The sequence below is a fragment of the Paenibacillus allorhizosphaerae genome, from assembly GCF_042659105.1.
Taxonomy (GTDB): Bacteria; Bacillota; Bacilli; order Paenibacillales; family NBRC-103111; genus Paenibacillus_G; species Paenibacillus_G allorhizosphaerae.
In genome coordinates this window covers 132,576-146,346 of sequence record NZ_JBHSRV010000013.1, presented here as the reverse complement: position 1 = coordinate 146,346, position 13,771 = coordinate 132,576, and the positions used below count along the sequence as shown (strand labels likewise).

General features: G+C 49.5%; 12 protein-coding genes. All 12 read left to right on the top strand.

The window, feature by feature from the left end:
• Positions 1-363: 363 nt before the first annotated feature.
• Complete coding sequence (locus ACFQI7_RS30570; protein ID WP_218099019.1) at positions 364-1,332, top strand: NAD(P)-dependent alcohol dehydrogenase; 969 nt, start codon at positions 364-366, stop codon at positions 1,330-1,332.
• 142 nt (positions 1,333-1,474) lie between these two features.
• The gene (locus ACFQI7_RS30565; RefSeq protein WP_218099018.1) at positions 1,475-2,008 is read left to right on the top strand and encodes an RDD family protein; all 534 of its coding nucleotides are present in this window, start codon (positions 1,475-1,477) and stop codon (positions 2,006-2,008) included.
• Positions 2,009-2,179: 171 nt separating this feature from the next.
• Entirely contained in the window at positions 2,180-4,396 is a 2,217-nt protein-coding gene (locus ACFQI7_RS30560) for an ATP-binding protein (RefSeq protein ID WP_218099017.1), read from the top strand.
• A 35-nt stretch (positions 4,397-4,431) separates the two neighbouring features.
• A complete protein-coding gene (locus tag ACFQI7_RS30555; RefSeq protein WP_218099016.1) occupies positions 4,432-4,992 on the top strand; it encodes a DUF4255 domain-containing protein in 561 nt (186 codons plus the stop codon).
• Between the two features lie 15 nt (positions 4,993-5,007).
• Positions 5,008-5,808 (top strand): hypothetical protein, encoded by an 801-nt coding sequence (locus ACFQI7_RS30550; RefSeq protein ID WP_218099015.1) that lies wholly within the window; start codon positions 5,008-5,010, stop codon positions 5,806-5,808.
• Positions 5,809-5,909: 101 nt separating this feature from the next.
• Positions 5,910-7,649, top strand: coding sequence for a phage tail sheath family protein (locus ACFQI7_RS30545; RefSeq protein ID WP_218099014.1), 1,740 nt, complete (start codon positions 5,910-5,912; stop codon positions 7,647-7,649).
• A gap of 28 nt (positions 7,650-7,677) precedes the next feature.
• Complete coding sequence (locus ACFQI7_RS30540; protein ID WP_218099013.1) at positions 7,678-8,097, top strand: phage tail protein; 420 nt, start codon at positions 7,678-7,680, stop codon at positions 8,095-8,097.
• Positions 8,098-8,200: 103 nt separating this feature from the next.
• On the top strand, positions 8,201-8,578 hold the full coding sequence (locus ACFQI7_RS30535; protein ID WP_218099012.1) for a phage tail assembly protein: 378 nt from the start codon (positions 8,201-8,203) through the stop codon (positions 8,576-8,578).
• On the top strand, positions 8,575-8,760 hold the full coding sequence (locus ACFQI7_RS30530; RefSeq protein ID WP_329958226.1) for a DUF6760 family protein: 186 nt from the start codon (positions 8,575-8,577) through the stop codon (positions 8,758-8,760). The genes ACFQI7_RS30535 and ACFQI7_RS30530 overlap by 4 nt, the downstream gene beginning before the upstream one ends.
• A gap of 11 nt (positions 8,761-8,771) precedes the next feature.
• Positions 8,772-9,209: a phage tail protein gene (locus ACFQI7_RS30525; protein ID WP_218099011.1), complete on the top strand. Its 438-nt coding sequence runs from the start codon at positions 8,772-8,774 to the stop codon at positions 9,207-9,209.
• A 10-nt stretch (positions 9,210-9,219) separates the two neighbouring features.
• Positions 9,220-13,089, top strand: a complete 3,870-nt coding sequence (locus ACFQI7_RS30520; RefSeq protein WP_218099010.1) for a hypothetical protein — start codon at positions 9,220-9,222, stop codon at positions 13,087-13,089.
• A complete protein-coding gene (locus ACFQI7_RS30515; protein ID WP_218099009.1) occupies positions 13,090-13,740 on the top strand; it encodes a CIS tube protein in 651 nt (216 codons plus the stop codon). It begins immediately after the preceding gene.
• The last annotated feature ends 31 nt before the right edge of the window (positions 13,741-13,771 follow it).

Genomic DNA, 13,771 nt, shown 5'->3' with positions numbered 1-13,771 from the left:
GTTTCAAGCTCCTGTATGATGGCGAGTTTCTCTACTGCACGATATTGATTTTTTTTAGCCATGAAAAAACCCCCTTAAGGTAGCAGGTTTTATTATTTAACCTGTCTACCTTAAGGGGAGCATATCATTGGACGGTGGCCTCTGCTCATCTAAACGGGCATTATCCAACAATGAATGACGCACAGAGTTACTGGGAACTTTTCGCTAATAAGTAACGTAATGCCTAAACGTAATGCCTTACTGGCTAAGCAAGTGCTTCTTCTTATTGTTTCGCGACCCAAACACTGAGATAAAAAGCGGCATCTATTTCGAAATGCACCGTATATATGGGAGCATAACGAAGGTTGAATGGAGGAGGAAGCGATGAAAGCGATCGTATACGAGCGGTACGGGCCGCCGAATGTGTTGCAGCTGCGAGAGGTTGCCAAGCCGTCACCGGATGACGACGAGATCCTGATTAAGGTCTATGCTACAACGGTCGCTGCGGGGGATTGTCGCTTACGCAAGGCAGATCCTTTCCTGGCTCGGCTATTTAACGGTCTGTGGAGACCTAGGCGAATCAGCGTTCTCGGATTCGAATTGGCGGGCGTGGTCGAATCCGCGGGCATCGGCGTTACTCGGTTCAAGCCAGGGGATGCCGTCTATGCCGCCTGCGGATTCGGCTTCGGCGCATATGCCGAATACAAATGCCTGCCCGAAAACGGCAGCGTCGCGCTCAAGCCGGCGAACATGACGTTCGAGGAGGCCGCGGCGGTTCCGGTCGGCGCCTATACTGCCCTGCAATTTCTCCGGAAGGGCAACATCCAACATGGCAGACGCGTGCTCGTATACGGAGCTTCCGGCAGCGTCGGGACATATGCGGTGCAGCTCTCCAAGCATTTTGGAGCAGAAGTGACCGCAGTATGCAGCACGTCTAATTTGGAGTTGGTGAGATCGCTGGGAGCCGACCGAGTCGTCGATTATACGAAAGAGAAGTTCATGGATGACGGTTCGGTCTACGATATCATTTTCGATACGGTCGGGAAGAGTCCATTCAACGCTTGCGTGAAGCATCTGACACCCGACGGCTTCTACTTGAGAGCGGTACATATGAGCCCTCTGCCGGTCGTTCGTGGACTATGGGTCAACTTAACGAGCGGCAAGAAGGTGATCGGCGGAACATCGAAGGAAAACGCGGAAGACTTGATGTATCTGAAGGAGCTGATCGAGGCCGGCAAACTGCGTTCGGTCATCGACCGCCGTTATCCGCTGGAGCAAGCGTCGGAGGCCCACCGCTATGTGGAGCAGGGCCATAAGAAAGGCAACGTGGTGTTAACCGTTCGGCAAGAATGATCGTATGCGATAGGGAAAGCTAACGCTGCTTTAGTCTCATTTGTCGCAACTTACCGTTCCATTTTTACGAGCATTACATATAAAAACTTGAAGCAAAGTGATTTAATCGAGGTGATGTTTCTATTACAGGAGGGATAGAGTTATGCGAAGGCATGAGAATATAAAAAGCGTATCTTTAGGTACCCGCATAATCGCCTTTTTGTGGGATTATGTTATTATTGCGTGCTACATCATTCTGTTGATCTGCGTATCTTTTTTTATACGACCGTGGTTGATTCCATTGTTTACGACTAATCCTTTATTGGCGGAAATCACTGGGTTTCTATTCATTACCCTGCCTGTATATCTTTATTTTGCCTTATGTGAGGGTTCGAAATCGCATGCGACATGGGGGAAACGAAAAATGGGGGTTGTGGTAACTGGCATTCACGGTCAATCAATCGGACTCGGTTCCTCACTTCTTCGTTCCGCCCTTAAATTCGTCCCTTGGGAGCTAGCCCATTTTACGATTTGGCACATAGTCATTCCTTCAGAGTACCCCGATTCATTAATTTATTCTTTATTGGCGACAGTCTACGGCTTGGCAATCATCTACTTGATAAGTCCATTATGGAGCAAAAATAAACAAACGGTATATGACTTTATTGCGGGGACCGTTATAAGGTACAGGGATTAAGGATACCCCCGTATTCTCAGAAGGAAGGAGTGCAGCGTTGATATGAACAGCGAGAGGCCGACCGCATGGGAAAAAATCCGCTGTTTATCAATAGAATTTATTGGATATTGGGGTCGGATTATGGTATAAATTGTAACATAGGTTCTACACTTTTTGGTGGAGGATTCATACGTGGACGAATTACAGTTTGATGGCTCGCATCATGAGAAATCACAGTCCGGCGGTTACGGGAATTATGCTTCATATGTATCGGACCTGCTAACCTGGTTAGACATGGCGCTATGGATCCAGCTTAAACTACAACCCCAGACATCACCTGATCCGATGGAGCGGCTGAAAGGAATAGTCATCACGGAAGGGGAAATTATTCAACTTCTGAACGATCCAGCGAAGAACCTGCCTCCAGATCCCCAATTACAGATGCTTCAGACACAATTAAAAGATTGGGAGCGTCACCTGCATCAAAAGGTTGCACAAACGCCATCATCCATCTTTTTACCCCTCAAGAGCGCTTCTACACATTTTCAACTGTCACCCTTTGAGGAATATTGCTTATTTATTTGCCTAGCCGTCGAGCTCGATCGTAAGTATGAGCGTTGTTACGGCTATTTGCAGGACGATATTACATGTAAGCATCCTACCGTAGAACTCGTTTTACAATTACTTTGTCCTACTCGCGAAGAGCGGACTGCGGCACTGGCCTATTTGGCGCCGAACAGCAAGTTAAGCAGTTATTTTTTTGTCCAATCGCCGGATAGCGGCAATGGCAAAGGCTCGATCTTGTCCAGAACACTAAGGCTGGATGATAAAATGATTTACTTTTTGCTCGGCGAACCGTTAGCGCCCCAATCCGGGGATATGTATGATTTTATGCCTGTGGGCCCGTCCTTGCCGGCGCTGCTGCTGGATGAGGATATTCAGATGAGAATGCTATTGTTTGCCGATCAGGCGGCCGTCGTTCAGCGTCCTTTGCTTTTTTATGTATGGGGCTCAGCAGGTTCCGGTAAGAAGCTTCAAGTGCGCCATTACGCCAAAGCCCGACAAAAGAAAGCGATCAGCATCAAGCTTCGGCGTTTGTCCAATGATCCCGAACGATGGCTGGAATCGATTCATGCGATTTTGCGGGAGGGCATTCTACATCAAGCGATTTTATGCTTTGAAGACGCTCACTTGCTCATTGAGGACACGCAGCCCTTACACAAGCGATTGCCTTCCTTACTGGGTAAGCTGAGCAGCTACACCCATGAAATATTCCTGTTGTCGGCCGTCCATTGGAAGCCCTATCATCTGCCCGACAATCTGGTTTATTCCGAAGTTCAGATCCCCTTGACCGCAGAAGGCGACAGATTGAAACTATGGGAAAAGCTTGGAGCAAGCTATACGTTTGCCGATCCGATCGATTGGGGGATGATGGCAGGCAAATTTAGATTCTCAACCGGCCAAATCGAGCAAGCTTTGGAAAAAGCTGATCAGCTGGCCAAGTGGGGCCATCCGGATCAGCCTGCCATCCGCATGGAGGAACTGCATGAGGCTTGTTATGCGCAGGTTCAGCATAAGTTAGAGAGAAAGGCGATGCGTATCCGCCCCAAAAGGGGCTGGGACGACATCATCCTTCCCCCGGAGCAGAAGCTCATGCTGAGACAAGCGTGCAGCCATATTACATACAGGCATATTGTCTACGGGGAATGGGGATTCGAACGTAAGCTGTCGTACGGCAAAGGTCTAAGCCTTCTATTCGCAGGGCCGCCGGGTACGGGCAAGACGATGTCCGCGGAAGTCATCGCCAAAGAACTTTATCTTGAAATTTACAAAATCGATCTTTCTCAAGTGATCAGCAAATATATTGGCGAGACCGAGAAGAATCTGTCGGAAATTTTTCAGGAAGCGCAGCACAGCAACGCCATTCTGTTCTTTGACGAAGCTGATGCGCTATTTGGCAAGCGTTCGGAAGTCAAGGACGCCCATGACAAGTATGCGAATACGGAAACGGCGTATTTGTTGCAAAAAATGGAAGAGTACGACGGGATCACCATTTTGGCAACGAATTACTCTCAAAATATCGATGAAGCTTTTTTGAGAAGAATCACTTATATCGTCAAATTTCCTTTCCCGGATGAAGCGCATAGAGAAAGCATCTGGAGATCGATATATCCGCAAGAAACCCTGCTTGGCAAAGACATCGACTACAGGTTTCTGGCCCGGAAGCTTCAGGTCGCAGGAGGTAATATCAAGAACATTGCGCTGTCTTCCGCGTTTCTGGCTGCGCAGGCGCAAGAGCCCGTCGGCATGAAGCACATCCTGCTTGCCGCCAAGCAGGAATTACAGAAGAACGGAAAGCTGCTGCTCAAAGAGGACCTGGGCGATTATCTCGAGTTTTTGAAAACGTAGCAGCCCGTTAATTCTTCATGAAAACAGGAGATTCCATGAGCCAATATACGGTCATAGCCGATGTGGGGAACAGTATCGTTGAACTGCTCCGCGAGCAGATGACGCCCGAGCCTGTCCAACAGCCTGAGTACATCGGGTTAAGTTCGCCGGTTGATAAAGGCGACTTGTCGCTTTCGATCTACCTGTTCCGTGTCCAGGAGGCCATGCAGCGGCGGCACGACATGATTAGCAGAGGCGCGGGAGTGATGCAATATCCTCCCATGACGATTGAATTGCAGTATCTAATCACCGCCCACTCTACAGCTGCACTGCAATCCAGAGCTGCAGACGAACAGAGGATTCTTGGAAGGGCGATGCAAGTGCTGTACGATTATTCGGTAATCAAAGCTCCCCACCTTCTGGGTACGCTTGCCGACAGCAATGAAGAGCTTCATCTTGTCATGAGTCAATTACCCATGGACACGTTGGTAGCGCTTTTTCCGAATACGCCCTATAAATTATCCGTTTGTTACACGGTGGGGCCCGTGTATATAGATTCGACCCGAACCAAGCAGACCAAGCGTGTGCTGGATCGGAATATCGTCATCCAAGGCTAAAAGGGGACTCCGAGATTGGAAACTATGAGAGTCGTTACGGTCCGAACGCAATTTTCCTGGGCTGTTTGTCTAATCGACAGTTGCACCGGTGGTTCTCCAAAAGGAACGATCTCGGTTAGGCTGGAGGGTAACAAGCATAAGCCGATTGCCAAAGAGGGGGGCTGGTATGTATTTGCCGGGCTTACGGAAGACACCTATACCATCATCGCGGAATCGCCGTGGTATTTGCAGAGCAGACAAGCTTACGTCTTTGAAGGGCGACCTTCGGAGAGCTCGGTCCTGACGATTGCGCTTCTTCCTTCTCCGGCGTATCCGTTTGATGACAATGCCACATTAGTCCGATTGTCGCTTAAGGATTCCGTTGGGCGCATTGCCCCTTTTTATAAAATAACCGCTTCGATACAAGATGAAACGTGCTTGAAAGCCAGAATTGCCGGGGCAGCGGCAAACAAAGGGAGCTCTCAGTTATCCCTGGCCGGGCTGGCTGGACGTATCCATGTCGGTGAATGGTTATACCTTCAGGAAGATACGGAGGATCACAGCGAGGTATGCCAAATCTCTTCCGTCTCGCCGGACGGGCGCAGTTGTATGCTGCTGGAGCCTTTGCGTCGTGATCATGAACGAGGGACGAAAGTGTTCCCTTTTGTGCAAAGCTGCAGCGATTCGCGCGGGGAAGCGGTGTTGTTCTTTAAACCTGTCAAAGTGGAAGCGTTCCAGGCTCAGATTACCTGTTTGCTGAACGATAGCCGGCTGGAAAGGACGGTAACCGTCGCGGTTGGCCGAAACAACAGCCTGGGTGTGCTAACGACGAATTAGCGGATTGGGTTGATATTCATTCAATCCTCTAAATAAATTATCATTCCCACTATAGAAAGGAGGAACTGGTTTCATAGCGGTCTGTATGAGACCAGGACACAATGGCGGAGTATTTATCACCCGGTGTGTATATGGAAGAGTTCGACAGCGGCGGAGTGCCAATGGAAGGGGCAAGCACGAGTACGGCAGGCTTTATTGGATTGGCGCAGCGGGGGGAGGTCGTCGGACTGCCTGAGCTGGTTACCAGCTTCAACGATTTTCGTCGCGCGTTTGGGACTCATTTGTCTGATAATGCATTTGGCAATTACCGTTTTCTGGCCTATGCCGTGGAACAATTTTTCACGAATGGAGGTTCCCGTGCCTATATTATGCGCGTTGCGCCTTCGGATGCGAAAGTGGCGGGCAATGCGGATGCTGCTGGTTCGCAAAAGCCGGCATTGACCGTTCAGGCGAAAAATCCGGGAAGCTGGGGCAATGCGATCCGTTTAAAAGTAGTGCCGGCATCCAAAGCGAAAACGCAGATTAAAGCGTTGGTCGGAGATGCGTCGACGACTAAGAAATATGAAGTGAAGAACTCGGCAGGCTTTATTCAAGACGATGTTGTCGTATTTACTGACGGCGTGAACCAACAGTACTGCAAAGTTGTCTCCGCTCAAGATAACATCATCGAATTGTCTGAAGCGCTTAAAGGAGAAGTTACGGATACTTCGATTCAGCCCGTCAAAACGTTAGGCACATGTGAATTCAACCTTCATGTGAATTACGGGTCTGAGGAAGAAGTATATGAAAAATGCTCCTTGAACGTACATACACCGAATCATGTAAGCAAAATAACCGCCAAGTCCCGACTGGTGGTCATTTCGGATACATCAGCAGCATCGGATGATCCGGTTGCTCCATTCGAAGTCATAGCCGGCGATGCAGAGGCCACAGAGTATGTCATCGAATTAGCCGGCGGCGGCGATGGTTCCCAAGCCAATGTCACGCCCGATATTTTTATCGGCGAGGATAATGGGGCGGGGAATAGAACCGGCATTCAGTCTTTTAGAGATAACGATGTCGTCAGCTTTATCGCGATTCCCGGTGTGACGAATGCGAATGTTCAGCTCGAGCTAGTGGCTCATTGCGAACTTCTGAAGAGCCGGATCGCAATTCTGGATGTGGCCAAAGAGAATACGAGAGAGCCGGATGTCGCTGCGCACCGCAATATTTTTGATTCCAGCTATGCGGCTTTGTATCATCCGTGGGTTCAAGTGTTCGATCCGCTGGACAAGAAAAATATTTATATCCCGCCTTCCGGTTCCGTCGCGGGCGTCTATGCTCGCTCCGATAACGGGCGTGGCGTGCACAAAGCGCCGGCCAATGAGATTGTGAGAGGATGCTCCGGCCTTTCGGTTCAGTACAATAAAGGCGAGCAGGATATCATGAATCCCAAAGGCATCAATTTAATTCGTTCTTTTCCAGGTCAAGGCATTCGCGTATGGGGAGCCAGAACTTGTTCCTCCAACGGTTTATGGAAATATGTGAACGTTCGCCGTTTGTTTATTTTCCTGGAGGAGTCCATCAAGAACAATACGAACTGGGTAGTTTTCGAGCCGAATGACGAGGCGCTTTGGGCAAGGGTTCATCGCACCATTGACGCGTTTCTTACCCGCGTATGGAGAGACGGGGCCTTGATGGGTAATTCGCCAGAGGAGGCGTACTACATCCAGATCGGCCGCAGCACGATGACGCAGGACGATATCGATAACGGACGTCTGATTTGTGTGATCGGGGTTGCGCCTGTCAAGCCTGCGGAATTTGTCATTTTCCGACTGACGCAGAAAACAGGCGATCAATAATTTCTATTAGGGAAAAGAGGGCTAGAGCATGGCTGATCCGTTTCGCAAGTTTAGATATAAAGTATCCGTGGGCAGCAAAGAAGCCGGTTTCAGTGAAGTGTCCGGCTACGACGCTTCGATCGATGTCGTGGAGTACCGCGAAGGCAATCATGTGACGACTCCCCGCAAGCTGCCGGGATTGACCAAGTATGGCAACATCACGCTCAAATGGGGCGCTACCGATTCATTGGATTTTTACAACTGGTTTAAAGATTGCACCAACGGCACGATCAAGCGCGAAACCGTAGCCATTACGGCGATCGATGAAAAAGGGCAGGATATCGCTTCCTGGACGGTTAAAGAAGCATGGCCGACGAAGTATACGGCGCCTGATTTTAATGCCACGGCGTCTGAAGTCGCGATTGAAACTCTGGAAATCGTTCATGAGGGTATGGAAAGAACGAAGTAACTGACGATAAGCATGGCAGGATGTCCGGCTGGGGATGAGGCGTTTGAAAAGAGACCTTCGTGCCCGGCGGACATCATGAATTTATCTTAGGAGGAAGAACGAGATGGCTTTCAAAACGGAATTTGAATTTATGCTGCCAAGAGGATATGTGGACGAGGATGGGAATTTGCATAAAAAGGGCATCATGCGATTGGCCACGGCTGCAGATGAAATTATGCCGATGCGAGATCCTCGCGTCCAGCAAAATCCCGGCTATTTGACGATTGTTCTTCTCTCCAGGGTAATTACTCGTTTGGGCGATTTGAAGAGTCTGGATACAAAGGTTGTGGAAAATATGTTTACGGCCGACCTCACATTCCTGCAAAATTTTTATCGGCAGATTAACGAATTGGAGAGCGCAACCGTCGAGACCGTATGTCCTCAATGCGATCATAAATACGAGGTCGATCTGGCTTTTCAACCGGTAACGGAAGTCAGTTGATCACCTACCCGGTCGAGCGGATATTCGAAGAGGCTGCATTTATTGCCTATTATCTGCACTGGCCCCATGATGAAATCATGTCCATGGAGCACCGCGACCGTAAAAGATGGTGCGAGCAAATTTCGCGGATTAACAAAAAAATGAACAATGAGCCGGAAAATCCGTTTGATGTTTTCAGGTAAGAGGTGATGGCATGTCATACCGGCTGGATGTGTTCAACTCATGCATGTTTGCGGTCGATTTTCAGCAGATACAGGTGGCCGGATTTTCCGAAGTAAGCGGATTGCAGCAAGAGCTTGAGATGGAAGAATACGCGGAAGGCGGGCAAAATTTTTTTGTGCGCAAGTTTCCCAAAAGGATTAAATATCCGCCACTGGTGCTGAAAAAGGGCATTGCTCTGACCGACGAGCTGTGGGTATGGTATCAAGACTATTTATATGGACGTGCGGCGCCCCGGGAAGGCTCGATTATCATGTATGGCATCGTCAATGGCGAGAAGAAGGAAGTCCGCCGTTGGAACTTTGAAAACGCATATCCGGTCAAATGGGTTGGACCGAGCTTTAGAGGCACATCGGGCGAGGTGGCCATCGAGAGCCTGGAATTGGTGCATCAAGGGCTGAAGACAAAATAAGAAGGGGCATGTGGTGCAGATGATCCCCAATCGAATACTGGTCCCGGAACGGGGTCTCCGTGATTCTTCGAACGGAACTTTCGCTGCTGAAATCATGGGCAAATACGGCTTTATCCGAGTCCCTTACACGGGCTGGTTCAGCCTGGTCTATAGAGAGGCAGTGCAGGAAGAACAAGGGGAGATGCCGGTTACCCGGATCGATCCGATTCTTATTCGTCTCCAACTGCAATTGAAACAGGTCACCGAGAGAAAAGCTCCCGCGACAGCAGTGGCATCTCCTGTAGTTATCCGGTCATTAATGCAAGTGAAGAAGTTCATCAAACAGTATGTACATCATGATGTGGAGCACGCGGTTCCAAGCGGACAGAACCAATGGTCCGTTCAGGCAAGGCCTGTACTGCAGCCTAAAATCAACCTTTTGACGCAGCTGGCGTTTCCCGTTCGGAAGCAGGAAGAAAGTTCATCGCGCATCCATCGGACTTGGATTGAGCAGAAGCAAATCAGACAAAATGATAAATTGTTGCAAGTGAACACGCGACGAGCAAAAGAAGGTGTAAAAACGAATGCCATCGTCGGAAAGCCCGGAAAGCTTGTGCGTACGGTCGATGTACAGAGAATCAGCATCGGCGAAAGCGTTTTGTCGCGAAGGGTACCGGCTAATGAGAATTTGCAAGTCCGGCATTTGGCTTCATCGCTTCAACGGCCAGTCGCGAATAAACTTTCGGTAAGCCGGCAGACGAGACCGGATCAGGTAAAAACACCTGAAGATCAGCTTCGGCATTCAGAAGTGGAACGCACGATTCAAGTTTTGCGTGAAGTAAGGAACCGGTCGACCGTTTCTTTTGAGGGACAAGGCTTACCCGCAGAGTGGATACCGCCTTTTTCAGAGAAAAGTGATTCCGTTCCGATCAGGCTCTTGGAGCAGACCAAAGAAACATTGTTCCATGAGATGATGCTGCAGCCTGTATCCAAGCTTTTCCGGCAAAGCATCCAGGGACATGAGCGCGCGAGCCATTTCAGCGAGGCTCGGTTCGTGCACTACAATGAATTCCTTCAGCATCTGCACCCACCTTTTACTATGCCGGGCGCAATAAGGGTGTTACAGAAGCCTGCAACGGCAAGTCGTTTCGTGCACAAAGAGTTGCGTATTGGCAACGAACGCGGAATGCCCGGAATCATATGGACGAATCGCTTTAGTACCGGTCTTGAGGAGAAACGCCTTCTTTACGGGGATGCCAATGCGACCACATCACAGCACATTGTAAAGCAGTTGGTAGAGCAGCAGTTGCGGATTGTGGCGGACAGGAATGTACATGCGCCAGCGTTCAGGCAGACCGTTACGCAGATCATTGACCGGCAGCTGCAGAGTGCGGTAAGCAAACAAATTTATACAATGCCATCCAAGCTCATTGTTACACAGATCTTTGATCAGCTGTTGCGGAATGAGATGAGCAGGGAAATCAGTGCGACCATATCCAGGCAGACCGTTAGGAAGTTTATTGACCAGCAGCTGCAGAGTGCGGCGAACAGGGAAGCAGATGTGGCCAAGTTTGAGCAGATCGTTACGCAGTTAGTTGAGCGGCAACAACGAAATGCGGTGAGCCTTGCAGGTTTAATAACGGAAAGGCACAGCAGTCTTTTGCCACCAGCTTTTTCGAAAGAGACACTAAAGCTTTTAACAGAGCGTTTGGTAGTCACTGGGCGGATTCGAGAGGGGGCGATGGTAAAGATCATAAATGGGCCTGCGCTTAAGGTGATGTGGTCGATTGTACAGAGACCGGAACGAACCGTTTTCGGTAATCGGATCGCCTCTCCAATAGCCCGGATCAGCAAGAGCAACGTTCTTAGGCAAAGTATGCATGGGCATATGCGAATGATTCAATGGAGTGCGGCTCGAATTGAACCTATCAATGATTTTGTTCACCAGCTGCAGCCAAACCATGGTATCGCAGCCTTGCAGAATGTTCTAAGGTTGAAGCAGACGACCGCGAGTGCATCCGGATACAAGGATGGAGACAAATACTGGGGCAGGTTTACCGACAAAGTTAACGACAGAATTAACGATAGAATTAACGGTAGATATTACGATAGGGTCACCGAAAGGTTTAAGAATTCGTTCAACCCTTATACGCTAAAGTTCCCTAGAATGATATGGACGGTTCGTATCGGTATGGAACCACAAGCGAGCGGTCTTACCGGTAAGATTGAGAAAGCGGCTACGTTCGCCAATATCTTCACGCGCGTTGTAGATCGTAATGTACAATATGTAACGACTCCAATAGGGGCCATAACTAAAGGGCAGCCGAGTGACCCTCCTGCAGAACCCCAAGCGGGTGGGAGAATAGCGAGTCAATCCGATGTCGTACGACTCACGAAGCGATTGACCAATAATGAAATAGTTTTACGTCAAAACGTATTTTTAAACCGGATTCAGGCCGCAACGACAGCCTCACAGCTGTACCGCTTGCCATCCGTGTTACCTAACATTAGCAGTAACAAGCAATGGCAAAATTTGCAGATCATCAGGGTTACCCAGCGCCAGTCGGGCGCACAAGCACTATCGATTCTTCAGCAGTTCAACAGTCATGAATATAACTTCCCACGGTTGACTTGGGTCGGTGCCAATGCCGCTGAGTTTTCAAAAGAAAACCATGTCCAATTGATTAACAAGGATATGCGACACTTCAGACTTCAACATGGTCATCAAATGAGACCCGAACAGCATCGTGGCATTAAGGCACAAGCTCTTCAACAAACCAATACAGCCTATACATGGATTGAACTTCTCAATAGACAAAAAGGGATACGGACTCCAGGCCATTCGATGTTCAGCCATTTTATAATAAAAAATAGCAAGTTGCATGCAGCCCTAGCTTCGACGACGCATCTGGGGAAAACTGCTCATCATCGTCTAACGTCGTATCTCACGAGACATGCCTATCAAATTGTAACGGTTCATCAAGCAAGACCTGTTCACCGTAGTCTAATGGTTCATTTCATCAATTCCGTTCAGCCTAACCTAGCGGCTCGTCCATTGAATACCGCTCAACCTGTCGTAACGGCGTACCAGATGAAATTCATGGATCGCATCCTTGCTACATCTGGTAATTATCGGCTAAGAGAGGCGTTCTCCCAGGCAGGGACCCTTTCCATATTCGGCGGCTCGCTTCCGATAACCGCTGGACGGATTGGTGGGGATCGTGTCCTTGCTGAAATCAGGAGAATAGCGGACTCCGGCACCCATATTAAACCAGCAAGGGCACGGGGCTTAACCGAAGTCGGTTCAGGGCTGTTTTTCAAAGCCATTACGGAGAAAATACCCGTTAAGGCAGAAAGCTTCCCTACAGGTGGCAGGCGCGATGCAAGCTACGCGATTGTGGGACGTTTGCAAATTGCCGGTCTGAACCGGGGGTCTAACCCGATGCACCCGCTGCTCGCTCCCATCAGTCTCACGACGAAACGGGATCTGGGCGTAGCTCCATCCAAAAATCGGCTAAGCCGTGTTCAGGCGCAGTTTCATGAGCTTTTGCTTGCACGGAGCAGTTCTGCGGGGACTATGAAGTTACTGCGCAGCGACCGGGATCGACCGAACGAGGGCGAGAGCGAGCAAGCTTCCCTCCGGCAAATGCTCAGGCAATGGCAGCAGCCTCCGACACCTATGGTGCATTATGAAAGGCAAAGTCCTGCCCGGGCTCAGGAAGAAGAGCACGCGCATCAGCCCATTGCTGCAAGCCCGCTTCCCCCTGTGGAACAGGTACTGCCCCGGACGATTACGCAGCTCAGCCAAATCCCTAAGAACGAGATGGATAAGCTGATAGCGCGGGTCTACAAGGAAATTGAAAATAAGCTGGTTTTGGAGAGACAAAGAAGAGGGTTGTAAATGGAAAAAGCGAAGATTTTCATCGATAAATCGGGCCAGGGCAATTTTACCGAGCATATGCAGGTGCTTTTCAATCCAACGGAATACTCAATTGAAGCTTCCAATAAATACACTTGGCAGACGATCCCCGGGCTAACGATGCCTATCGGGCAGTTTAAGAGCGGGAACACATCGACCTTGTCAATGGAGCTTTTTTTCGATACGTATGAAGTGTTTAATGGTCAAGCCAGAAAGCCCGAAGATGTTCGAACCTACACGTCCAAAATTACAAGTTTGCTGGAAGTTGAAAGCGACCTCCACGCTCCGCCGGTGTGCAAATTTGTTTGGGGCAGTCTCGAATTCGTAGGCATCATCGAAAAGGTGTCCCAAAAGTACACGATGTTCCTGGAATCTGGCATCCCCGTGAGAGCCAAACTGTCGGTAACCTTCAAGTCATGGAAAAGCAAAAAAGACCAGGTGAAAAAAAATCCGCAGCATTCGGCTGACAGGACCAAGCATCAAATGTTGAATCAAGGCGAACAGCTTTGGATGATCGCCGCACAGCAGTATGACGATCCAGCACAGTGGAGGGAAATCGCCAAGGCGAATGGCATTGATAACCCCCGCATCCTCCCGGCAGGAAGCAGAATTGTTGTGCCCAGACTTCATTAACGAGAGCGGGAGCGGCTTACGATTCGAGGTG

What these genes read in the sequence shown, in the direction of transcription:
- ACFQI7_RS30525 (WP_218099011.1), top strand. Translation starts at nt 8,772, where the DNA reads ATGTCATACCGGCTGGATGTGTTCAACTCATGCATGTTTGCGGTCGAT.
- ACFQI7_RS30565 (WP_218099018.1), top strand. Translation starts at nt 1,475, where the DNA reads ATGCGAAGGCATGAGAATATAAAAAGCGTATCTTTAGGTACCCGCATA.
- ACFQI7_RS30535 (WP_218099012.1), top strand. Translation starts at nt 8,201, where the DNA reads ATGGCTTTCAAAACGGAATTTGAATTTATGCTGCCAAGAGGATATGTG.
- ACFQI7_RS30570 (WP_218099019.1), top strand. Translation starts at nt 364, where the DNA reads ATGAAAGCGATCGTATACGAGCGGTACGGGCCGCCGAATGTGTTGCAG.
- ACFQI7_RS30555 (WP_218099016.1), top strand. Translation starts at nt 4,432, where the DNA reads ATGAGCCAATATACGGTCATAGCCGATGTGGGGAACAGTATCGTTGAA.
- ACFQI7_RS30545 (WP_218099014.1), top strand. Translation starts at nt 5,910, where the DNA reads ATGGCGGAGTATTTATCACCCGGTGTGTATATGGAAGAGTTCGACAGC.
- ACFQI7_RS30515 (WP_218099009.1), top strand. Translation starts at nt 13,090, where the DNA reads ATGGAAAAAGCGAAGATTTTCATCGATAAATCGGGCCAGGGCAATTTT.
- ACFQI7_RS30540 (WP_218099013.1), top strand. Translation starts at nt 7,678, where the DNA reads ATGGCTGATCCGTTTCGCAAGTTTAGATATAAAGTATCCGTGGGCAGC.